Source organism: Gottfriedia acidiceleris, from assembly GCF_004138285.1.
GTDB classification, from domain to species: domain Bacteria; phylum Bacillota; class Bacilli; order Bacillales; family Bacillaceae_G; genus Gottfriedia; species Gottfriedia acidiceleris_A.
Genome location: NZ_SCFN01000005.1, coordinates 240,452 through 261,887, shown reverse-complemented (window position 1 = coordinate 261,887; position 21,436 = coordinate 240,452). Strand labels below are relative to the sequence as shown.

18 protein-coding genes are annotated in these 21,436 nt (G+C 34.7%); 9 read left to right on the top strand and 9 right to left on the bottom strand.

Going from position 1 to position 21,436, the window contains the following annotated elements:
* Window positions 1–59: 59 nt before the first annotated feature.
* The 3 genes from EP747_RS09950 (at window position 60) to EP747_RS09940 (ending at window position 5,027) form a co-directional block, all read left to right on the top strand.
* Window positions 60–1,691: a hypothetical protein gene (locus tag EP747_RS09950; protein ID WP_129689726.1), complete on the top strand. Its 1,632-nt coding sequence runs from the start codon at window positions 60–62 to the stop codon at window positions 1,689–1,691.
* The gene (locus EP747_RS09945; RefSeq protein ID WP_129689725.1) at window positions 1,669–4,425 is read left to right on the top strand and encodes a DEAD/DEAH box helicase; all 2,757 of its coding nucleotides are present in this window, start codon (window positions 1,669–1,671) and stop codon (window positions 4,423–4,425) included. Before EP747_RS09950 ends, EP747_RS09945 begins: the two co-directional genes overlap by 23 nt.
* 65 nt (window positions 4,426–4,490) lie before the next feature.
* Window positions 4,491–5,027 carry a GrpB family protein gene (locus EP747_RS09940; protein ID WP_235832811.1) on the top strand — a complete coding sequence of 179 codons (537 nt, stop codon included), beginning with the start codon at window positions 4,491–4,493 and terminating at the stop codon, window positions 5,025–5,027.
* 143 nt (window positions 5,028–5,170) lie between these two features.
* Here the strand turns inward: EP747_RS09940 and EP747_RS09935 are convergent, their stop codons facing one another.
* Window positions 5,171–5,452, bottom strand: a complete 282-nt coding sequence (locus EP747_RS09935; RefSeq protein WP_129689724.1) for a hypothetical protein — start codon at window positions 5,450–5,452, stop codon at window positions 5,171–5,173.
* Between the two features lie 139 nt (window positions 5,453–5,591).
* Between EP747_RS09935 and EP747_RS09930 the strand changes: the two genes are divergently transcribed.
* Both EP747_RS09930 and EP747_RS09925 read left to right on the top strand, forming a co-directional pair.
* Entirely contained in the window at window positions 5,592–6,347 is a 756-nt protein-coding gene (locus EP747_RS09930) for a prolipoprotein diacylglyceryl transferase (protein ID WP_129689723.1), read from the top strand.
* A complete protein-coding gene (locus EP747_RS09925; RefSeq protein WP_328590719.1) occupies window positions 6,319–7,719 on the top strand; it encodes a radical SAM protein in 1,401 nt (466 codons plus the stop codon). The genes EP747_RS09930 and EP747_RS09925 overlap by 29 nt, the downstream gene beginning before the upstream one ends.
* A 163-nt stretch (window positions 7,720–7,882) precedes the next feature.
* On the opposite strand, the gene fabZ is transcribed toward EP747_RS09925, so the two are convergent.
* Window positions 7,883–8,305 (bottom strand): 3-hydroxyacyl-ACP dehydratase FabZ, encoded by a 423-nt coding sequence (fabZ, locus tag EP747_RS09920; RefSeq protein WP_056469377.1) that lies wholly within the window; start codon window positions 8,303–8,305, stop codon window positions 7,883–7,885.
* Between the two features lie 386 nt (window positions 8,306–8,691).
* Window positions 8,692–9,327, bottom strand: a complete 636-nt coding sequence (locus tag EP747_RS09915) for a Crp/Fnr family transcriptional regulator (protein ID WP_129689721.1) — start codon at window positions 9,325–9,327, stop codon at window positions 8,692–8,694.
* Window positions 9,328–9,395: 68 nt separating this feature from the next.
* Here EP747_RS09915 and EP747_RS09910 point away from each other — a divergent pair, with 68 nt between their 5' ends.
* Genes EP747_RS09910 through EP747_RS09900 form a run of 3 tightly spaced genes read left to right on the top strand, consistent with a single transcriptional unit; the run spans window position 9,396 to window position 12,551 of the window.
* Window positions 9,396–10,535 (top strand): aminotransferase class V-fold PLP-dependent enzyme, encoded by a 1,140-nt coding sequence (locus tag EP747_RS09910; RefSeq protein ID WP_129689720.1) that lies wholly within the window; start codon window positions 9,396–9,398, stop codon window positions 10,533–10,535.
* The gene (locus tag EP747_RS09905) at window positions 10,516–11,139 is read left to right on the top strand and encodes a YitT family protein (RefSeq protein WP_165346963.1); all 624 of its coding nucleotides are present in this window, start codon (window positions 10,516–10,518) and stop codon (window positions 11,137–11,139) included. Before EP747_RS09910 ends, EP747_RS09905 begins: the two co-directional genes overlap by 20 nt.
* Window positions 11,136–12,551: an amino acid permease gene (locus EP747_RS09900; RefSeq protein ID WP_129689718.1), complete on the top strand. Its 1,416-nt coding sequence runs from the start codon at window positions 11,136–11,138 to the stop codon at window positions 12,549–12,551. The genes EP747_RS09905 and EP747_RS09900 overlap by 4 nt, the downstream gene beginning before the upstream one ends.
* 115 nt (window positions 12,552–12,666) lie before the next feature.
* Here EP747_RS09900 and EP747_RS09895 read toward each other — a convergent pair whose 3' ends face one another.
* On the bottom strand, window positions 12,667–13,935 hold the full coding sequence (locus EP747_RS09895) for an MFS transporter (RefSeq protein ID WP_165346961.1): 1,269 nt from the start codon (window positions 13,933–13,935) through the stop codon (window positions 12,667–12,669).
* 155 nt (window positions 13,936–14,090) lie between these two features.
* On the opposite strand from EP747_RS09895, the gene EP747_RS09890 reads away from it, so the two are divergent.
* A complete protein-coding gene (locus EP747_RS09890) occupies window positions 14,091–14,354 on the top strand; it encodes a hypothetical protein (protein ID WP_129689717.1) in 264 nt (87 codons plus the stop codon).
* Between the two features lie 26 nt (window positions 14,355–14,380).
* Here EP747_RS09890 and EP747_RS09885 read toward each other — a convergent pair whose 3' ends face one another.
* From EP747_RS09885 to EP747_RS09865, 5 genes are all read right to left on the bottom strand, one after another.
* Complete coding sequence (locus EP747_RS09885) at window positions 14,381–15,493, bottom strand: GerAB/ArcD/ProY family transporter (protein WP_165346959.1); 1,113 nt, start codon at window positions 15,491–15,493, stop codon at window positions 14,381–14,383.
* A gap of 17 nt (window positions 15,494–15,510) precedes the next feature.
* Window positions 15,511–16,692: a Ger(x)C family spore germination protein gene (locus EP747_RS09880; protein WP_129689715.1), complete on the bottom strand. Its 1,182-nt coding sequence runs from the start codon at window positions 16,690–16,692 to the stop codon at window positions 15,511–15,513.
* A 2-nt stretch (window positions 16,693–16,694) separates the two neighbouring features.
* On the bottom strand, window positions 16,695–18,218 hold the full coding sequence (locus tag EP747_RS09875; RefSeq protein ID WP_235832810.1) for a spore germination protein: 1,524 nt from the start codon (window positions 18,216–18,218) through the stop codon (window positions 16,695–16,697).
* Window positions 18,219–18,493: 275 nt separating this feature from the next.
* The gene (locus EP747_RS09870) at window positions 18,494–19,825 is read right to left on the bottom strand and encodes a UDP-glucose dehydrogenase family protein (RefSeq protein WP_129689713.1); all 1,332 of its coding nucleotides are present in this window, start codon (window positions 19,823–19,825) and stop codon (window positions 18,494–18,496) included.
* A gap of 548 nt (window positions 19,826–20,373) precedes the next feature.
* Window positions 20,374–21,375, bottom strand: coding sequence for a rod shape-determining protein (locus tag EP747_RS09865; protein WP_025569003.1), 1,002 nt, complete (start codon window positions 21,373–21,375; stop codon window positions 20,374–20,376).
* Window positions 21,376–21,436 lie beyond the last annotated feature (61 nt).

The window sequence follows — 21,436 nt, the reverse complement described above, 5'->3', positions numbered from 1 at the left end:
TATCGTATTTGTTTAGGGTATAATTACCAATAAGAATGTTTCGAGTAAGGAGGCATCGAATGCTTCAGCGTGATTTAAGTAAAGATATTATTTATGAACTTTCATATTCACTTTTTTCAAAGCTTTCTCCTCAAAATACGAGGGACGCAGAGCTTGTTGAAACTGGCCTGCAGTTGTATCGACTAGGTCAAGTATACAATGTATCGGTTCGCGAAGGTCGTCTAGTTGGTGTTGTCGAAGAAGGGGATCAAATTCATTTACCAATTCTACATATTGAAAACCATGATCAAAATGGATGTGATTGCTACGAAGCTCCTCCATGTCAACATCAAATTGCACTACTTTGCTATGCTGCCGCTTCATTTTCTTTAGTCGGAGATATTATGAGAAAGTTTAAGCAGTCTTCTTTAAAAAGTATCCCGAATATCATGACTGGTCGCCAATTGCTGGATCAAATGAGTATGTTTGAGCAGGATCGACCGAAAGAGACAGTGGCGTTATTTGAGCAAAAGTATAAGGAGTATATTGAACAGCAAAGAACGTCATTTTACCAAGATGTTTATTTTGTTTATCCATTATATGAACGGTTTTATCATGGATTATTGAATCAACAACCACGTCAAGAGAAGGAAAAGCTACAATATCAGTTACTTGCGTCAATTTTTACAATGAATAAAATGGTCGGACAAATAGAAATTCAAAGTACAGTTTACGACAATGCGCATTTACCGCGCGAAATGACAATGTTAGAAAATCAAATTGACGCAGTTAGTAGGCAATTACATAATCTAACTGGAGGTTCGGTTTCTACTCAGTACGAAGAAGTTCTTCGTGAGCAGTTGCAAGATCTTTTAATAGAGAAAAACCTTTGCTTAGTTCCTCGATATAACTCTTTTCGTTATGTATATAAAGAGCTATTAAATAGTCCAAAGATTTTATATAAGGATTTAGAAACTTTATCAAAGGTTGAGGACAATTATTATGCAGATTTAGGGAAAGCTCATCTATATTATTTATTAAAAGAAGATGAAGCAATGCTGTCTATTATAAAGCAATACAGTAATAATGAACGTACTCTCTATTGCTTTACTTACTGGATAGAAAATCTTCGAAAAAACAATGAAACAGATCGGCTAACATTATTTTTACCATTATATTACGAGATGCTTTTACACTTTTTAAAAAATGGCGATGATGAATATGCAAAAACTACTTTTGCGAAACATTTTCTTACTAATTATGAGTACAATAGTTTTTACACTAATGAAACGGCTGGATTAGAAGTAGTTTATCAAGCATTACTTCCATATAGTGTGATGCAGTACACTGATTATTTAATGCATAATCGAGAATACAAACGATGGGCTGAGCTGCAAATGCACTTATATTCTTATAATCCTGATTACATTGATAAACATGACCTTCAGGAAGTACATAAGTACTCACCTCAATCTGTATTACCTATATACCATCACTTAGTACTTTATTACATTGAGTTAAAAGGCCGAGCAAACTATAAAATAGCAGTTCGATATTTAAAAAAACTAAGAACAAATTATAAAAAATTAAAGCGTATGAATGAGTGGGAAGACTATATTCAGTATGTTGAATCTCAATTCATTCGTTTACGTGCACTTCAAGAGGAATTAAAGAAAGGAAAATTAGTCAATGAAGCGACTAGCAAATCTTAGTATTGCCGTAAAATGGGTTGAGCGAAAAGGCTTACTCATTTATGGAATGCAAAGTCACGGTGTCATTTTACCGGTAACCGCATGGAAGCATCTAGTGTTTCAATGGCATGAACCTTCATATTATGGGACATTATTGCAACCGACCCGAGTCGGTCAGATTGAAGGAATTCTTTTAACTCCAATCGAAGCACTTACTTTTTTTAGAGAACATCAAGAAAACTCATTAGTAGAGATTACTTATTTAGATGAAGCAAATGAGTTTCATTCGGTAATCTCACGGTTATACGATGATTTTAATGAGGGCCACGTTTCGCCAAGTTTTGCTCATTATCAGACTGGCGTAGAACTATGGAAAATTGATGGATTTGAACAATTAGAACCAACTTTACAGGAATTGGTTTCTTCTGCAATTAAACAGCAGTTTGAAATTGAAACATTACAGTCTAAACGCTGGGATATTGCTAGGGGCTTGTATCACAATCCAAGTTATATAAAACAGCAACTCACACATAGTATTGATGAAGACGATTGGCATGTAAAAATCGGGCTAAGAGACGATGATGTTCCATTTTCAATTCGATTAGTACTTGAAGAGCCAATGAGTGAACATGATGACTGGAATTTACGTACATATTTAATTGATGAACGAAAAACTATAAAACCTTATGAATATAACGGACATGAATCATTACATAAAAAGCATTCATCTTATGCTGAGTATTTAGATCGAACGTTCCAAGGAGTAGGATTATTAGCACCAAACTTAATCGATGATTATAAGCCAAAAGAAGTTTTAAGTGAACAGGAAGCTTGGACATTTTTAACGGAGGATAGTGAAAAAGTACTTTCCGCGAATATTCAGGTGCTTTTACCAAGCTGGTGGCAAGCTTTAAAACAAAATAAGATGACGTTAAAAGCAAGTGTAAAAGGTAAACCTGCTGGAAATTCATTTTTCAATATGGAAACATTAGTTGACTTCAACTGGAGAATATCTACAAATGGGATGGAGCTTTCAGAACAACAATTCCAGCAATTTGTTGAAAATCAAAGACGTTTAATTCAATTTAACGGTCAGTGGATTGCACTTGACCCTGCTTTTATTGCACGTATGAAGAAAATGATGGCAAAGGCTGAAAAGCAAGGACTTAGATTTCACGAAGTTCTTCAACATGAGCTACTACAAGGAACTGAAAAGCCTGAGGACGATAACTCACCTTTTGCCGAAGTTGAAATTGAAGTAGATGATGTATTCCGAGAACTAACTAAACGATTAACATCCATTTCAGAAGTTCCTGAGCTTAATGTTCCTCATGGTCTGCAAGCAACATTGCGAGCATATCAGCAAAAAGGATTCGAATGGTTAGTTCATTTAAAAAATATGGGATTTGGTGCACTACTAGCTGACGATATGGGGCTTGGTAAAACAATTCAATCGATCTCTTATTTGGCTTATCGTAAAGAAACCGAAGAAAAGCGAGGGGCATCATTGATTGTCTGCCCTACTTCTGTTATCAACAACTGGAAACGAGAAATTGAACTATTTTATCCTGATTTAACTGTTCATGTTCACTATGGAGGTAACCGTTTAAAAGGGGAAGACTTATTTTCAATAATGAGAGATGTCGATATTATCATAACCTCCTATGCTTTAAGCGTATTAGATTATGAGGATCTTAAGCAATATGTTTGGAAAAGTATCATTCTTGATGAAGCTCAAAATATAAAAAATCCTACAACAAAGCAGTCTCGTGCAGTTCGTGGATTAAAAGCGGAGCACCGCATTGCTCTCACTGGTACTCCAATGGAAAACCGCTTGACGGAGCTTTGGACAATATTTGACTTTATAAATAGAGGATATCTTGGTTCACTAAACCGTTTTGCTAGCAATTATGTAAATCCTATTGAGAAGGACCGAGATGAAGAAAAGATAAATGCTGTTCATCGTTTAATTTCACCTTTCTTACTAAGACGGACTAAGCAAGACGAAGACGTGGCATTAAATCTCCCACCAAAACAAGAACAAAAGATGCTCTGTCCTTTATCAGTGGAACAAGCGGCATTATACGAACAAGTTGTTCAAGACAGCTTAAAACAAATCGACACATTAACTGGCATCGAACGTCGAGGCCGTATTCTATGGATGCTAAATAAGTTAAAACAAATCTGTGATCACCCTTCCCTATTCTTAAAGGAATCACAGCTTGTTGAATTCGAAGAGCGATCAAGTAAAGTAGAACGACTATTCGAATTGATAGACCCAATCCTTGAACAAAGCGAAAGCTGTCTAATCTTTACTCAATATGTAAGAATGGGTGATATGCTCAAAGAGGCAATCCAAGCAAAATTTGGTGAAGAGGTATTATTCTTAAACGGTAGTGTTCCTAAAACTGCCCGTGATAATATGATTTCTCGCTTTCAAAACGGCGATGTAAAAGTGTTTATTCTTTCACTCAAAGCTGGTGGAACAGGACTAAACTTAACAGCAGCAAATCACGTTATGCACTTTGACCGTTGGTGGAATCCGGCTGTTGAAAACCAAGCAACTGACCGCGCATACAGAATCGGACAAACAAAATTCGTTCAAGTCCATAAATTTGTAACGATAGGAACGCTAGAAGAAAAAATTGACGAAATGCTACAACGGAAACAATCACTTAACGATACAATTATAACGAGCGAACAGTGGATTACAGAATTGTCTATGGATGAGCTTGTTGATTTGTTGGGTGTTTAATATGAAGGAAAAATGGGATTATTGTATAGAGATAATCCCATTTTCTATTAAATGGAGGTTATAATATGGGCACAAATACTGGAATGAACGTAATTATCAAAAACCATGATGAAAATTGGAAAAACTTATTCCAAATAGAAGCTAACCGTATACGTGAAATCTTAAAAGATGAGCTTATTGAAATTCATCACATTGGAAGTACATCAGTTCAAAATTTAAAAGCCAAACCGATTATTGATATGTTACCTGTCGTTAAAAACATAGAAAACATAGACAAGTATAATGATCAATTGGCTGAAATTGGTTATGAAGGTCTTGGTGAGTTCGGTCTTCCAGGTAGAAGATATTTCCGAAAAGGTGGCGAGAATCGTACCCATCAAATGCATATGTATCAATTTGATAATGAAAAAGAAATTGAGCGTCATCTAGCAGTCCCTGCTTATTTAAGAGCACATGAGGATGAGATGAAAGCATATGGAGAATTAAAAGCGCAGCTTGCTGAAAAATTTCCAAAAGATATTTATGGATATATGGATGGAAAAGATGCTTTTGTAAAGGATTTAGAGCAAAAAGCAATTGAATGGAGAAAGACGAATAAATAAACTATTAAGTTAATAAGAAGAATACAACAATAAAAACATGCAATTGGATTAGAATGCATGTTTTTTATTTTGGTTTCACTACTATATCTGCAGCCTTCTGAAAACTAGCGAAGTTCCTCATCGAAGGAGAGAATTTATAATTTTCAAATATCATAAAAAAAGGTCCCACAAATCGAATAGAATATAAAGAATACAATCGGGAGAGACATGAAAAACCCTATTGCCAAGAACTTTCTTTTTGAGACTACCAAAAGATAAATACCTATTAGTAGTGGTATAGCAACAACAATTCCTGCCGCAATAGGAAATTTTAGTGAACCGATTCCCATTAGTGTAACAAAGATTCCACTGAATGAAGTGAGAGTTCCAAGAAAAATCCCTTTAAAAAAATTAGCAACTGGATGATGATCGCGATTATATGACAACCTCATCCCTCCTCCCCAATTTGCACTACCTATAAATATATAATAGTAGAATATTCAGAAAAATAGTATCATAGGGTTAGCATCATGACAATAAAATTTTTGAATTAAAAAAGGAAGTGATACTATAAATACCCCTGTAATGATCCCTCTTTTTGGCATGGAACTTCATCCACATAGAGTTTTTGAAAGTTTAGCCTTTTTTATTGGATTTAGAGTATATATTAAGTTCCGCCGTAAAGGAACAATTAGTGAAGAAAAAACTGTATATGTTCTAATTGGAGCAATTTTAGGTTCCCTTTTTGGCAGTCTGATTGTCGCTTCACTTCAGGACATATCGAAATTATTACATAGCATCCATAGTCATGGTCTATTTGGAATATTTCAAGGTAAAACCATTGTCGGCGGATTATTAGGAGGTATCATTGGGGTCGAGTTAAGTAAAAAACTTTGTAAACAAACAAGCTCAACTGGTGATGATATGGTCCTCCCGCTTTGTCTAGCAATGTGTATTGGAAGAATTGGCTGCTTCTTAACTGGTTTAACCGATGATACATATGGAATTCCCACGTCGAGTATATTTGGAATTGATTTAGGTGATGGAGTAAAGCGTCATCCAACCTCTCTTTATGATATCGCTTTTTTATGCTGTTTACTGTTCGTTATAAAATACCTGTTTAGTCAAAAACCTTATGAGGGTTTTCACTTTGCTCTATTCTCCATCTCATATTTTCTATATAGATTTTGCATAGAGTGGCTAAAGCCAACAATCAAGCCATATGGAGAAATGAGTAGTATTCAAATAACCTGTTTATTAGGCGTATTGTATTACACTATATATTTTATCTATCAAAAAAGGAGAAATTATCGTGCCAAATCGTCCGTATACGTACAGTGATTTTACACTATCTGTTTGTAGTAAATGCTTACGAAAAGTAGAAGCAAAAATTATATATGAAAATGATTGCGTTTATATGTTAAAACGCTGCATGCACCATGGTATGGAGAAAGTCTTAATTTCTACAGATATCCCTTATTATCAATTATGTAGAGAATTTATCAAACCTAGTGAAATGCCTCATCGATGGAACACTCCAATTAAATACGGCTGCCCATATGATTGTGGTCTTTGCCCAGATCATGAACAGCATAGTTGTTTGAGTATTGTTGAAATAACCGATGTTTGTAATTTGCAATGTCCAATTTGTTATGCAGATAGTTCTCCAAAACGAACTACTTGGAAAGATTTAGAAACAATCAAACGTATGTTTGACACAATTATTAAAAACGAAAAAGAAGCAGATGTAGTTCAAATCTCCGGTGGTGAACCAACAATCCACCCCCAGTTTTTTGAAATACTAGATGAGGCAAAAAAACGAAGCATGAAACACCTCATGGTCAATACAAACGGAATTAGAATTGCCACTGATGAGGCCTTCGTAAAAAGACTGGCAAGTTACAAACCTGGCTTTGAAATCTATCTCCAATTTGATAGTTTTGAAGTGGAAACACTTCTTGAGCTGCGAGGGCGTGATTTACGAGAGGTGCGACAAAAAGCTATTAATAATTTGAATAAATACAATATAAGCACAACACTAGTAGCTGTCCTAAAAAAAGGCCTAAATGACCATGAAATAGGTAAAATTATTAAATGGGGTACGGAACAAAAATGTGTACGTGGTGTAACATTCCAGCCTATTCAGCACGCTGGAAGAACGGAAAACTATGACCCATCAACTGAACGCTTAACACTAAGTGAAGTTCGCCAAGAGATTATTAAACAAAGTGAATTCTATTCTGAAGACGATATTATTCCAGTCCCATGTCACCCAGATAGTTTAGCAATGGGCTATGCTTTAAAAATGGGCGGTAAGATCAATCCTTTAACTAGTATTATCGATAAGAATGTCTTGCTTGAAGGAGAAAGAAATACAATTGTTTTTGAGAGTGATGAAGAATTACGTAACAAAGTTTTCAAGCTATTTAGTTTAAATCATTCCCCTCAAAGTGGATTTCAAGGCCTAAAAGATCTTCTATGTTGTTTACCAAAAGTTGTTTTACCAAGTGGAATGGGATATGAAAATGTATTTCGAGTTTTAATTATGAAATTCCAAGATAATTATGATTTAGATGTCCGTAGTGTAAAAAAATCATGTGTTCATTTTGTAACGACTGATGATAAAATGATTCCATTTGACACATATAATTTATTCTATAGGGACGATAAAGAATCATACTTAGAGACACTTCGAGAAGAAATCGTAAGGTAAAAAAACTATTCTTATATTTGCAGTTTAGACCATCTTAATTGCAGTTTCACTGAATTTATTTACAAAAGGGCCACCTTACACTTCTACCGAATTTATTCGGATTATTCCTAAATAAAAGAAGCCTATTTTTTTAAAAAATAGGCTTCTTTTTTATTCACTCTATTTATTTAAGTGCAAATGTAAGTTCAGCTTCACAAGCAATTTGTCCGTCAACTGTTGCTACTGCTTTACCTTTACCAATCGGTCCACGCATTTTCACTAGTTCAACCTCTAGTCTTAGCTGGTCACCTGGTACTACTTGTCTTTTAAAGCGGCAATTATCGATACCAGCAAATAATGCTAGTTTTCCTTTATTTTGCTCAAGGCTAAGCGCCGCAACGCCTCCAACTTGTGCTAGAGCTTCTACAATTAGTACTCCAGGCATTACAGGATAATCAGGGAAATGACCATTAAAAAACTCTTCGTTAGCTGTTACATTTTTAATACCAATCGCACGTTTACCTTCTTCGTGCTCAATGATGCGATCTACTAATAAAAATGGGTAACGATGAGGAAGAATTTCTTTAATTGCTTTAATATCTAACATTTTATGTAGTCCTCCTAATTTGTAAAGATTCATTATGTTAATAAAAAAGAAGCAAGTCTTAAGACCAGCTTCTATACGCTATAAATATAATACTATCTTATTTTGTATGTTAACGCAAACCAATAATGAATTGTACATTTTATCTCCCATCGCTCGATGACATATTCATTTGGGAGTTTTCATTTTTTCAATTTATACTTCCTCCATTGAGGTCATCCCAATTAAGAACCTTATTTATTCTAGTAGCCTATGATTTTGTAATCTAAGATTAGTGTATGCGTTATTTACAGAAAATTTTTAAAAATTAGATATTTTGTAAAGTATTTGACAGATTCAAGCGGAAGAATTTCTTAAGATTAAGTTACTACACGAAAGCGTTAACGTTCTTATGCTAGTAATGTGTATCGTCCATTTTGTTTCTCGATAATCCCTTTTTCACATAATTCGTTCATTACATAAGATACGCTTACACGCGATGAGCCAACTACATAAGCAAGTTCCTGATGAGTGAATGGAATCGTGATTGTTATACCTTTAGTTGTTTTTTTGCCATATGAGGTTGCTAATTGGCGCAGCATTGTTAGAACTCGCTCTCCTATATCTGAAAAACTCATCAACTTCGTTTGAAGAAGCAAAGCTGATTGTTTGTTGCTCAATGATCTTAGTACTTTTTGAATAAGCACTGGGTCCCTCATAACAATTTCATGAAATGCTGGTTTTGGTATTCGAAGTACACGTGCACTTGAAGAAGTAGATGCGTTGTAACCATATACTTCTTCTGCCCATACGTTTGATTCTCCAATAATATTTCCAGGTCCAACGATATATATATGGCGCTCAGCTCCATTAGGCGATAACAAATAAATTCGAATTCGCCCTTCAAGGACGAGATACACAAAAGGATGTCTCTCATCTTGTTGAAATACTACGTTTTCACGTGAAAATGAAAGTTCTTTACCTATTTCAAGAAAAGGAATTGCCGTCCATTCACCTTGTTCAAACCATAAGGACTGATGATTCATATGTCACCTCATATTAATTAAGTATCAAAAATGAAAACGCTATCAAATTAGTGAAAGGATGATTTAAAATGATAAACCCATTTATAGAAAAACGCTCTCTTTTTCCGACCTTATCGGAAACAATTCATTTATCAAGTTGTTCCCAAAGTGCAATCTCATCACCGGTGAAGGAAAGTATTCAATCTTACCTAACAAGCTGGACCGAAAAAGGTATGGACTGGGAAGGATGGATGGACAAAGTCTATGAAGCAAAAGTCGCCTTTGCTACTTTAATAAATGCTTCTCCTGACGAGATTGCCGTATTATCTAGCGTATCTGATGCCGCTTCTTCATTTGCAGCGTCGTTAGATTTTACTGGAAGTCGAAATAAAGTTGTTACTACAGATATTGATTTCCCATGCATTGGTCACGTTTGGCTATCACAAGTACCACGTGGCGCAAACGTCGCGTTTTTAGATGAAAACCTTCATCAAGTTCAAATTGAACAATATGAAAAAGTAGTGGATTCAAACACACTTATTACATCTGTCCCACATGTGTCTTATTATAATGGGTTTATTCAAGATATCAAAGCTATATCAAACATTACTAAAGCGAATGGATCACTACTATTTGTCGATGCCTATCAATCTGCTGGAAGTGTTCCGATCGATGTGAAGGAAATGGGAGTCGATGCACTCGCAACAGGTGCACAAAAGTTTTTACTTGGTATTCCTGGAATTAGCTTTTTATATGTAAGAAAAGAGTTAGCAGAGTCTCTACAACCCCCAACGACTGGTTGGTTTAGTCGAGTAAATCCATTTGCTTTTGATCAGCATCTTCTTGATTATGCAGAAGGGACAAGGAGATTTGATACTGGAACTCCAATGATGATAAATGCTTATGCAGCTGAAGCAGGTATTTCTTTATTAAATCAAATTGGTGTGCCATCCATTCAAGATTATCTATCTTACTTATCTACTGTTGCAATTGAAACCGCGCATTCACTCGGATTGACCGTTGTTAGCCCGACAGATTTATCAATAAAAGGTAGTAACACTGCCATTCGAGTGGAACAAGCTAATGCCGTTGAGAAATACTTAAAAACAAAAAAAATAATTGTCTCTGCTCGAAATGATGTTTTACGAGTAGCTCCTCATTTCTACAATACAGAAGATGAAGTTGTACGCGCGATTGAGGAAATTGCTTATGCAATTAGGAAAAGCTAACAAAAAACTATATTTCAAGAAATCAATTATGGTAATTGTCGGAACAATTTTGATCGCACTTACCTATTACTTTTTCCAGGTGCCAAACGGAATTGTGGCTCCTGGACTCGGTGGGATCTGTATGATGCTTGTTAAATTTATACCTATTCCACTAGGGGTTCTTTACTTTTTATTAAACATACCACTTTTTTTAATTGGATACCGAGCAGTTGGTGTGCCATTTGTATTGCTTAGTTTACTCGGAATGTGTAGTTTATCACTCTTCTTAACTCTCTTTGCCTCACTTCCAGGTCCGCATCTTCCGCTAATAGGGTGTATACTCAGTGGGATTTTGTCAGGATTCGGGATTGGAATCGTGATTTTAGCAGGTGGTACAACTGGAGGACTCGATATAGCAAGTGTAGTAATCAATAGAAAATTCCCGAATTTTTCTATTGGAAAAACGATGATGGTTATAAATGGAATTGTACTTTTGTGTTCTTTAATCGGAGAAGGATTACAGCGAACTTTCCTCACGTTTTTTAGTATGGTGATTGCCGGAAAAAGTGTTGATTGGACGTTATCTTATAGAAAACAATTCAAGAAAGGTGGCGAAACAATATGAATGAAAATAAGACTGTAATTGAACGAGAAGGAGGACTAAGTCGTTCGCTTACTAGTAAACAGCTGACCATGATTGGTATTGGTGGAGCAATTGGAACTGGTTTATTTATGGGAAGTGGAATTGCAATCGGATATGCAGGACCTGGGGTTATTCTAAGTTATATTATTGCTGCATTCATAGCAGTCATCATGATGTTTAGTTTATCTGAAATGGCAGTTGTGCACCCGACAGCCGGTTCATTCGGTACTTATGCAGAGATGTATTTAAATCCTTGGGCAGGTTTCCTAATTCGATATACTTATTGGGCTGCACAAGTAATCGCAATTGGTGGAGAAGCTGTCGCAGTTGGACTATATATGCAATATTGGTTTCCGAGTATTCCTGTATGGTTATGGACTCTTGGATTTGGTATAGCTTTAGTCCTTGTGAACAGTAGGTCTGTTGCCAACTTTGGCCAAATTGAGTATTGGTTTGCAATGATTAAAGTCGTGGCTATTGTACTGTTCATAGTTTTTGGTGTTTCGCTCCTATTCGGAATTGGACATTCGCAATCTGTAGGATTTCATCATTATACTGATCAGCACGGTTTCCTACCTAATGGATTTAAAGGGGTTTGGATGGCAGTACTTATGGCAATCTTTAGTTTTTATGGTGTAGAGATTGTCGCTGTAACAGCAGGGGAATCTAAAGATCCAAAAAGAGCAATACCTAGAGCAATGAAGAGCATGGTTCTACGTTTGTTTTTATTCTATATTCTATCGTTAGGAATCATAGTTGCCGTTATTCCTTGGATGCAAGCAGGTGCCCATGAGGTATCTGGATCACCATTCGTCAAAGTCTTCGAGAGTTCTGGTGTGAGATATGCAGCTGGTATTATGAATTTCGTTATCTTAACCGCTGCGTTATCAAGTATGAATACTAATTTATACTTAACATCACGTATGTTATTTTCCTTATCTCGTGGAGAATATGCCCCGAAATCTTTAGGAAAATTATCTAAAAATGGGACACCAGTAGCCGCAATTTTCATTTCAAGTGCTGGTGTATTAATCGCAAGTATATTGTCTATATATTACCCAGATACATTTAACAAATTATTTGGTATCTCTATATTTGGTGGAATTTTAGTATGGCTTATGATTTTAATTAGTCATCTTCGTTTTAGAAAAACTGTTCATCTTCATTATAAAGAGCCATTACCGGTTAAAGCACCGCTCTATCCAATTCTTCAATGGATCGGAATACTACTACTAAGTGGTATTTTAATTACAATGGCATTTTCACCGGATTGGAACTCAGCTTGGAAAATTGGTGTTCCGTGGGTAATATTAGTATCAATTGGTTACTGGATCCAAAAAAGTCGCAAATCGATTTTATACAAACATAATTCAAATAATAAATCAGCACTTTAATTATTTAGCTTAAACTTTTTTAAAGATTGTTAGTTTATAAATACAAATCCAAATAAAAAGACAGATATAAAACAGGTAATCGCCTTGTATATCTGTCTCTTTTTTATTCCATTTATTAATTTACCGATTTCTCAACCTCTACGGTTTTAATAGCCTCAGCTCTAAGAAACTTAGGCAGTACAAATAAATAGTAAATACCAACAATCGACAAACTAGCTCCTACGATGGCATGAAGCCATTCAATTTTTAAAATTGATGGATAGAAAACTGCAATTAATCCAAGTGTGATACTTTGGGAGAATAAAGAAATGGGGGATATCCAACCTTGAACCCTTCCCATCATCTTCTTTTCAACAATTTTAGGGAACCACCCACCAAGACCAATATTAATAACAGGTAAAGCCAAACCGATTATGAATTGCCAAATGATATAAGCATAAGTAGTATTAGAAAAAACTCTAGCAATAACACATAAGCCAGAAATAATTAACCCAATTATGATCATATATGGTAGTGGCATTTTCTTCGTAAGCATTGATCCAACTATACTTCCAATTAAAACGCCCGAACCAAAGGCTACTCCGATATAAATTAACATTTCTTCATAGTTAGCTGGTGCCAGTTTATATTTTAAAATAAATGATGGCATAACTGAGAATCCACCATTAATTACACCAAATAAAAAGAAACTAGATAAAAGTGATCTAAGTAATGAATGATTGATTATGTAGTAAATTCCCTCTTTAAAATCCTTTAAGACTAAGGTAAATTTCAAATCTTTAAGTTTGTGCTCTCCATTTGGATTCGTAATGTCCTTTGAAATTTTTGCTAATAAAATAAATAGTCCCGATGCAATGAAAGAAATCATATCAATAATGATGGCTGCTTCTACTCCCAGTGTCCAAAATATGAATGTTCCAATTGCCCCGCCAAAAAGCATAAATAAGCTACTAACTAGCTGGTTTAAACCGGCTGATATTGCATATTGATCTTCTGTTATTATCCCCTGTAATAAAGAAGATTCAGCTGGTTGGAAAAATTTCGAAACGCCACTTCTTAAAAAGAGAATTCCGAATGATAGGTAAATCCAATCCTGCATAATCGTTATTAGTAGAATAATTGATAAACCTGCACTTATAAAATCACAATTAACAGCTATTTTCTTTCGATTTAAACGGTCTGCTACTACACCCACTAAAAAGAATACAAAGATCATTGGTAGGGTATACATTAGCTCGGTTATCGTAGCATAGTATGGCTGACTTGAAAATTTTCTTAATAAGTACAACATAAATGCTGTCATCCCTACTACAGAACCAAGCTGAGAAGTAAAATTCGCTAAAAATAACCAGGAAAAGTTCTTGTTTTTAAATATTTGTATCAATTAGCTCACCCACCTTTTACACTCCTTATATTATATACTAAATTTTCAGATTAAAATTCATAGACTTTTGTTGAAGTTTCCCTAACTTTTCGTATAATCACTGCCACCATATACCAAAATAATAGTAATTAGTCATTATAAATGGGGTGAGGGCATTGAAGGTGTTTTGGGTTTTTTTATGTTTATTTATACTAGAGATGTGCTTATTGGAAGGAATCGATTTATATAATGGGGATGCATTTCCTCACTTACTAACGAATATAAAACTTAGTAAAACGGAACTTGTTGGTGAAGATTATGTATTAATTTTCTTTTTTACGGTACCATTCGGCGTTGCCAAAATCGTCCTAGAGTATATGAAAAAACTAAAAAAGAAACGAAATCAGGAACAAAGTGCAGGTCAAAATAATTCCAATTAAAAATAAAGAGAATGCAGTTAGAGTTTCTATGCTGCATTCTCTTTTGTTTTTGCTTTTTTTTGGATGATTGCAATAACCAACAAAACAGTAGGAATAATGATTTGTAAAGGTATGTGTAAATAGTAAGGCACAATGTCGAACCCTTCTTTATAGTGCTCTAAATAATCAGGTGCCATCCATACGGAACAAATTAATATAATTACTGCAATTGGATAAGTAAGTGTATCAGTTTTTTTCACTTTAAATAAATCTGCCGCTCCAACGATAGCACAAAAGAAAAAAATCGTTATCTTAATAAATCCTCCTATAGCGATAAGAATGACAACGACTGAATCGAGTCTTTGAATAAAATCAGCAATATTAATATAACTAATTGCAGTTAATATAGGATAAGTAGCTCTCACCACTGTGTTTGCCCCTAAAACGCAAATATTAATCATTGTTACTAACGTTAAAACCAGACCTGCAAAGATTAATCCAGGAATGCCGACTTTCCATGCATAATCTGGTTTCTTTAAATAAGGCAAAAGCATTGTAAATACAACCATTTCACCAAATGGAAATGTAACAGTCAAAGGATAAGCCTCTTTTATAACTCTTTTCCACCCGGTCTCTAGTACGGGTCTTAAATTATCAGTTTTTATTAAACCAGCAATTACTTCAAAACCAATAATTGTTACCGTTATGGCGAGGATTACGAAAAACAGAAACTCACATACTCTACCGAATACTTCAAAGCCTTTAAAGATTGCATACATACATAAAAACATAAATAATATACCGATTGAAATAAGTGAGGAGGCATTGTAAAGTGTAATCACTAGTAATTCTTCAAAGTCTCTAAGAACTCGTGCTCCAATATAAATAAAATAGATAATATAAACCATTGCTAGTATTTTGCCTGCAAACTTCCCTAAAATAGATTGAACATATCTAGTAAATGGTAATTCAGGATACAGTTCAAATAATTTAATGTAAACACAAAATAGTAAGCATCCAGTAGTCAAAGCTATTAAAACACTAATCCAAGCATCCTGCATTGCTCCAGATGCAAGTCCTACTAATGTGGCGCTCCCCATTTCAAATAAATATATAATACTAAAGAATTGGTAGGCACCAATTGATAATTTTCGATTCATTAGCATTCCCTTCTTTTCTAAAATGGATAAGCTTTTTTTCTCATACCTACATTATTTATTTGAATATCAACATCGACTTTTACTTTAGCCTTTTGAAATTTGTCATTCCAGTTTTTCTCATATTTTTTAAATACCTTTGGTTCTGATAAATGTAGTTTTTCTCCAAATCCAAAAATATCTGCGCCATATCCTTGTGCCTCTTTAATTCCCTTTTCAAGCGAATCCTTTATTGCTTTCTCGCTTAATAATTCATATTTTTTTAGCGTTTTTGCTTTATCAAAATTGTCATTACAAAGTACTTCATCTATGATTGCTATAGCTTTTACATTTAAGTGAATGAGTGGTACCTTATCTTTCATTTTAATCTTCGTGTCCGTTTTCACCCGTGTGAGCTCCAACGAGTCATAATCGTTTTTGCGGCATTTTACTTGTACATTTGTTTCCTTTATTACATTATCAACCATTTGTACTGATTTAGCTGGTGGACCATCTAACCAACCTACCAACTTTCCTTTTTTTATAACGCCTAGCCCATTAATCATGTTATAGGATGATTTTACATCTGAAAAATTTTCAAGTGTTTCAGACTCCTTCGTTTCATGCTCTAAAGTTACACCATTAATGACAGGTTCTCTACCACTACTTGAAAGCGATGATATTACTTGGCGCATTTGCATATATTGATTTTCTCCTAAAAGAGAAGACGTATTTTTAATTTTTCCTAAGATCGATTTAGCCGGTAATTTATCAAGAGCTGGTAAATTATTCATTACTTTATACACGCTATCATTCCTTGCAATAATAACTGGAATATTTACACGAATTTTAGAATCTCTCTCAAATACATCAAAAATAAAGTTCAATGATTTTTCTTTCGCTAATTTTTCACCAATGACAACGAGAGCCACATGAGAGTATATATTTGATCGCGATACACTTTTTGTAACATTTCTGGCCGCCTCTGATATCGTTCTACCTTTTTCTTGTACCGAAATAATTGGTGTACCTATTGAACCAGTCATACTGGCAATTGCACTCGGATTAATGATTTGAAGAATCATATTGTATTGATTATCTTTAGGTAAATAATCAACACCCATAGCTACCACAATCGATACACTGTTTAATTCTTTATAATTAGAACAACTCACCAAAAGTAAACTTGTAATAAGAATTAAGATTATACTTTTTCTTTTCATACTTATTCTCCAGTACTTTGTTCTTTAACGGTTTTTGTGTTTCCTTGACTAGGTACAACTAAAATAGTATCTTTTTGACTTTTTATACGGAATGGTGCGAATGGTGCAAAATATGGTTCACCAAAAGATCGCAAGCTACACATATGTAGTAATATAATTAAACCACCAATCAACATTCCAAATAAACCAATATAAGCTGCTGCCAATAATAATATAAATCTAAGAATCCTAGCGGCAATTGACATATTATAATAAGGGATTGTAAAGCTAGCAATCGCAGTAATTGATACGATGATTACCATTGACGCAGATACAAATCCTGCTTGTACAGCTGCTTGCCCCAAGATTAAGGCTCCAACAATTGAAAGCGCCTGCCCAACCGCTCTTGGCATTCGAATTCCAGCTTCACGTAATACTTCAAAAACTAGTTCCATACCAAGAGCTTCAACAATCGCTGGCAAAGGCACACCTTCACGTTGGGCAGCTAAGCTTACTAATAAAACCGTTGGAACTACAGCCTGATGAAATGCAGTAATTGCAATGAAAATTCCAGGTGCAAATAAAGCGGTCCAAAAGGACATATAACGAAGCAGTCTTAAAAAAGTGCCAATATATGAGCTTTGATAATAATCCTCTGGAGATTGAAAAAACTGCGTAAATGTAGCTGGTAAAATTAAGACAAATGGTGTACCTGCTGTGAAAATAGCTACACGGCCTTCCAGTAAGTTACCTACTACAGCATCAGGTCTCTCTGAGTTAATCATTGTAGGAAAAATAGTCTTTTGATCGTTTTGAATATAGTTTTCAATATAGCTGGATTCTAAGATTTCATCTGCATTTATAGCCTCTAAACGATGTTTTACTTCCCTTAATAACTCTTCATCTACAACTCCTTTTATATACATAATTTCTACATCAGTTCTCGTTACTTCACCTATTTTCATTGACTCAATTCGTAGTGCAGGGTGTTGAATTCTATTGCGAATTAGAGAAGTATTTGTACGTAAGCTTTCTGTGAAGCTATCCTTTGGTCCTCTGATCACAGTTTGTGTTGACGGCTCTGATATACTTCTAGATTGCACCATTTTTGTACATGCAACTAAGAAGTTACTATCATGATCTAAAAGAACAACTGTATCACCAATTAGTAATGCTGATAAGAGATTTGTGTAGCTTGATTGTGATTTTAAACTTGAAACGGCGATTACGCTTTTTAGCCCATTCTCTAAATCTGTTAGTGACAGTGTTGTTTCTTTTTCTGCATTAATTCGAACGATTTTATTAATGATTCCATCATTCACTAATTTCTCATTTGAAATTCCGTCAATATGAATCGTCGCAAAAGAATACTGCATACCTTCCCCTAGTGTTTCATGACGAATCACAAGGTCGGAGCTATCTCCAAAATCATCTTTTATTCTTTTTATATTTTCTAGAATGTCCTTACTTAAAGAACGTGATATATTATTTTGAAATGGAATTTTTTTATTTGTTGCTGCACTATTGGTTTCTTTGTAGTTAAACACTTTTTCCACCGCCCCATATTCATGGCTTATTATCCTTATACTTTTTCCAAAATATTTCATTTAATGTATTGTTTTCTAAGTGATTTATTTTGCACACAAAAAAAGGCTGTCTCATAGAGACACCCCGTTTCACTTTTGTTATTAGAATTTTTTATTTTTCCCATCTAGGGTGCTCGATCTCCGAAGTGCCATGTCTTATCCTTATAGCTTAGGGTCCAACTCCTACTAAAGAGTCACAGAATATGTCGTTCCAAAGGGTCTTAAATTTATTATAATTATTTACTAATAAGCTGTGGGATTGGGTTCACTGGCTTTCGACCGATTGAGTAATAGTGGATCTTCTTTTTTTGCATTTTAGTTAATTCAAAACAATTACGTCCATCAATTACTAACGGAATCTTCATTAGCTCCTCATACAATTGGAGGTCAGTTTCTACGATTTCTCTCCATTCAGTCAAAATAAATGTAGCCTCTTTCTCATGAATAGCATCCTTCACATTGACTGAATAATTTATGGAATCTCCGAATACTTTTCTTAATTCAGGTAAGGCATATGGATCATATACTGTAATTTTAGTACCTTCTCTTATGAACTGATTAATTAAATCGATAGATGGAGCATGTCGAATATCATTTGTATTTGGTTTAAAGCTAACTCCTAGAATTGCAATTTCTTTATTTTTTAAATTTCCAAAAAGAGATTTTGTTAATTCTAAAAGTTTTATTTTCTGTTGATTGTTAATTGTAATAACAGATTTTAATAGTTTTAAGTCTACACCTACTAGCTCAGCTTCTTTTACTAAAGCAGTCGTATCCTTTGGGAAACAAGACCCCCCATATCCAATTCCAGCTTTTAAAAACTTTGAACCGATTCTATGGTCTAGCCCAATACCGTGAGCAACATGATCAACATCAGCATCCAACTTTTCACAAATCATGGCAATTTCATTAATAAAACTTATTTTGGTAGCTAAAAAAGCATTAGATGCATACTTAATCAATTCCGCACTTCTTGCATCAGTGGTATAAATAGCCGTATTAAATGGTTTATATAATTCCTTTATTAAATCCGTTGCATTTTGACTTTCAGAACCAATGACAATTCGATCACCATTAAATATATCGTATAGCGCAGAACCTTCCCTTAAAAATTCAGGATTTGTTACTACATCAATCGTTAAATGACGAGGGGCATTTTCCAACATGATCTTCTTAACTGCCTCATTCGTTCCAACTGGAACAGTGCTTTTAATGACAACTGTTAAATTTTTTTTAGCATTAATTGCTATCTCTTTCGCAACAGCCTTTAAATATTGCAAATTTGCTGTTCCATCTGGAAGTTCTGGTGTGCCGACCGCAATGAATATGATATCTGCTTGGCTATAAGCTGCTTTGTAATTTGTAGTAAACCCAATTTTATTAAGGAAAATATTTTCTAATAGTGCTTCTTTCAAGCCCGGTTCAAAAATAGGGCAAATTCCTTTTTGCAGTAACTCAATTTTTTCCACATCAATATCAACACACGTTACATTGTAACCAACTGTAGCAAATGAAACTCCTGTAGTAAGACCGACATATCCCGTACCAGCAACAACTATACGCGTCATGGTTCATCCCCATCCTATACAATTAATCAGTAAAGATAAAAAACTCTTTCTCAATGAACCTAAAATGAAGATTTATTTAAGTTTTAAAATTTACTTTTAATTGCAAATTCAGTTTTGATTTCGAAAGGTCTACTGCTTTTTTAAAAGAGATTGAAGTTCGTTCATCATTTACACCAGTTAATAAAAATATTATCTACCAATCACTCCTTTTCCAATTTTCTTAAGGCTACAGTCTAAAGCTAAACTAGAGGAGCGTTTTCACATAATTTTTATGGCAGAGTTTTAAGTATTAAATCATATGTACTGGTTACCTAGATAATCCTCGTTTTACAATTAATTAATTTAAACTTTAAATGGAGCTTTTTAAACTTTGATACTTTCCTTTTCTCTATTCCAACTTTGACTACCTCCTTGTTCATCTTAACTTTACAAAACCTAAACACTTTTCTTACAAAGAGAACTGCTCCTAATAAATTCCAAACAAAAAAATCCCAAGCTCTATATGCTTGAGATTTCAGTGTGTAGTCAAGCCAAAAAGCTTGAGATTTTTATTTTAAGTAACGACTTGGAATCTTATCAATATTTTCTAACATAATTCCAGTACCTACTGCAACACATTGCATTGGATCTTCAGCGATGAAAACAGGTACTTTTAACTCTTCTGCAAGTAAAATATCTATTCCATGAAGTAATGCTCCGCCACCAGTTAGAATAACTCCACGATCAATAATATCAGCTGATAATTCAGGTGGTGTACGCTCTAATACTGTTTTTGCAGCTTGTACGATTAAGTAAACTGGTTCACTTAATGCTCTTTGAATTTCATCAGATTGAACAGTAATTGTACGAGGTAATCCAGTTACCATATCACGTCCACGGATATCGATTGATTCATTTCTTGCACCAGGGAAAACAGTACCTACTTCAATTTTAATTTGCTCTGCAGTACGTTCTCCAATTAGCAGTTTGTATTCACGCTTGATATAGTTTAGAATCTCCATATCAAACTTGTCCCCTGCCATTTTAATTGAAGAGGCGGTGACGATATCTCCCATCGATAAGACTGCGACATCGGTTGTCCCACCGCCAATATCAATTACCATGTTACCGCTTGGTTGGAATATATCCATTCCAGCACCGATTGCAGCAACCTTTGGCTCTTCTTCAAGATAAACTTGTTTACCGCCACTCTTTTCAGCAGCTTCACGAATTGCTTTTTGTTCAACAGATGTGATGTTTGTTGGACAACAAATCAAAATACGCGGCTTTGACATGAATCCCTTTACATCTAATTTATTTATAAAATGACGTAGCATTGCCTCAGTAATATCAAAGTCAGCAATTACACCGTCTTTAAGTGGACGAATTGCCACGATATTACCAGGTGTACGACCTACCATGCGACTTGCTTCTTCCCCTACTGCTAATACCTTACCGCTACTACGCTCTATTGCAACTACAGAAGGTTCGTTTAATACGATTCCCTTACCTTTAACATGTATTAAGACATTGGCTGTACCAAGATCTATTCCGATATCCTTAGAAAACATTCCTTTTGGCTCCTCCTTATTCACTATACTCATGAGCAGTTCCCCGAATACGTTCCATACC

Coding starts and splice junctions, on each gene's coding strand:
- EP747_RS09910 (WP_129689720.1), top strand. CDS start 9,396: ATGATAAACCCATTTATAGAAAAACGCTCTCTTTTTCCGACCTTATCG.
- fabZ (WP_056469377.1), bottom strand. CDS start 8,305: ATGTTAGATATTAAAGCAATTAAAGAAATTCTTCCTCATCGTTACCCA.
- EP747_RS09945 (WP_129689725.1), top strand. CDS start 1,669: ATGAAGCGACTAGCAAATCTTAGTATTGCCGTAAAATGGGTTGAGCGA.
- EP747_RS09915 (WP_129689721.1), bottom strand. CDS start 9,327: ATGAATCATCAGTCCTTATGGTTTGAACAAGGTGAATGGACGGCAATT.
- EP747_RS09885 (WP_165346959.1), bottom strand. CDS start 15,493: ATGAATCGAAAATTATCAATTGGTGCCTACCAATTCTTTAGTATTATA.
- EP747_RS09950 (WP_129689726.1), top strand. CDS start 60: ATGCTTCAGCGTGATTTAAGTAAAGATATTATTTATGAACTTTCATAT.
- EP747_RS09905 (WP_165346963.1), top strand. CDS start 10,516: ATGCAATTAGGAAAAGCTAACAAAAAACTATATTTCAAGAAATCAATT.
- EP747_RS09870 (WP_129689713.1), bottom strand. CDS start 19,825: ATGACGCGTATAGTTGTTGCTGGTACGGGATATGTCGGTCTTACTACA.
- EP747_RS09940 (WP_235832811.1), top strand. CDS start 4,491: ATGGGCACAAATACTGGAATGAACGTAATTATCAAAAACCATGATGAA.
- EP747_RS09880 (WP_129689715.1), bottom strand. CDS start 16,692: ATGAAAAGAAAAAGTATAATCTTAATTCTTATTACAAGTTTACTTTTG.
- EP747_RS09900 (WP_129689718.1), top strand. CDS start 11,136: ATGAATGAAAATAAGACTGTAATTGAACGAGAAGGAGGACTAAGTCGT.
- EP747_RS09865 (WP_025569003.1), bottom strand. CDS start 21,375: ATGTTTTCTAAGGATATCGGAATAGATCTTGGTACAGCCAATGTCTTA.
- EP747_RS09930 (WP_129689723.1), top strand. CDS start 5,592: ATGATCCCTCTTTTTGGCATGGAACTTCATCCACATAGAGTTTTTGAA.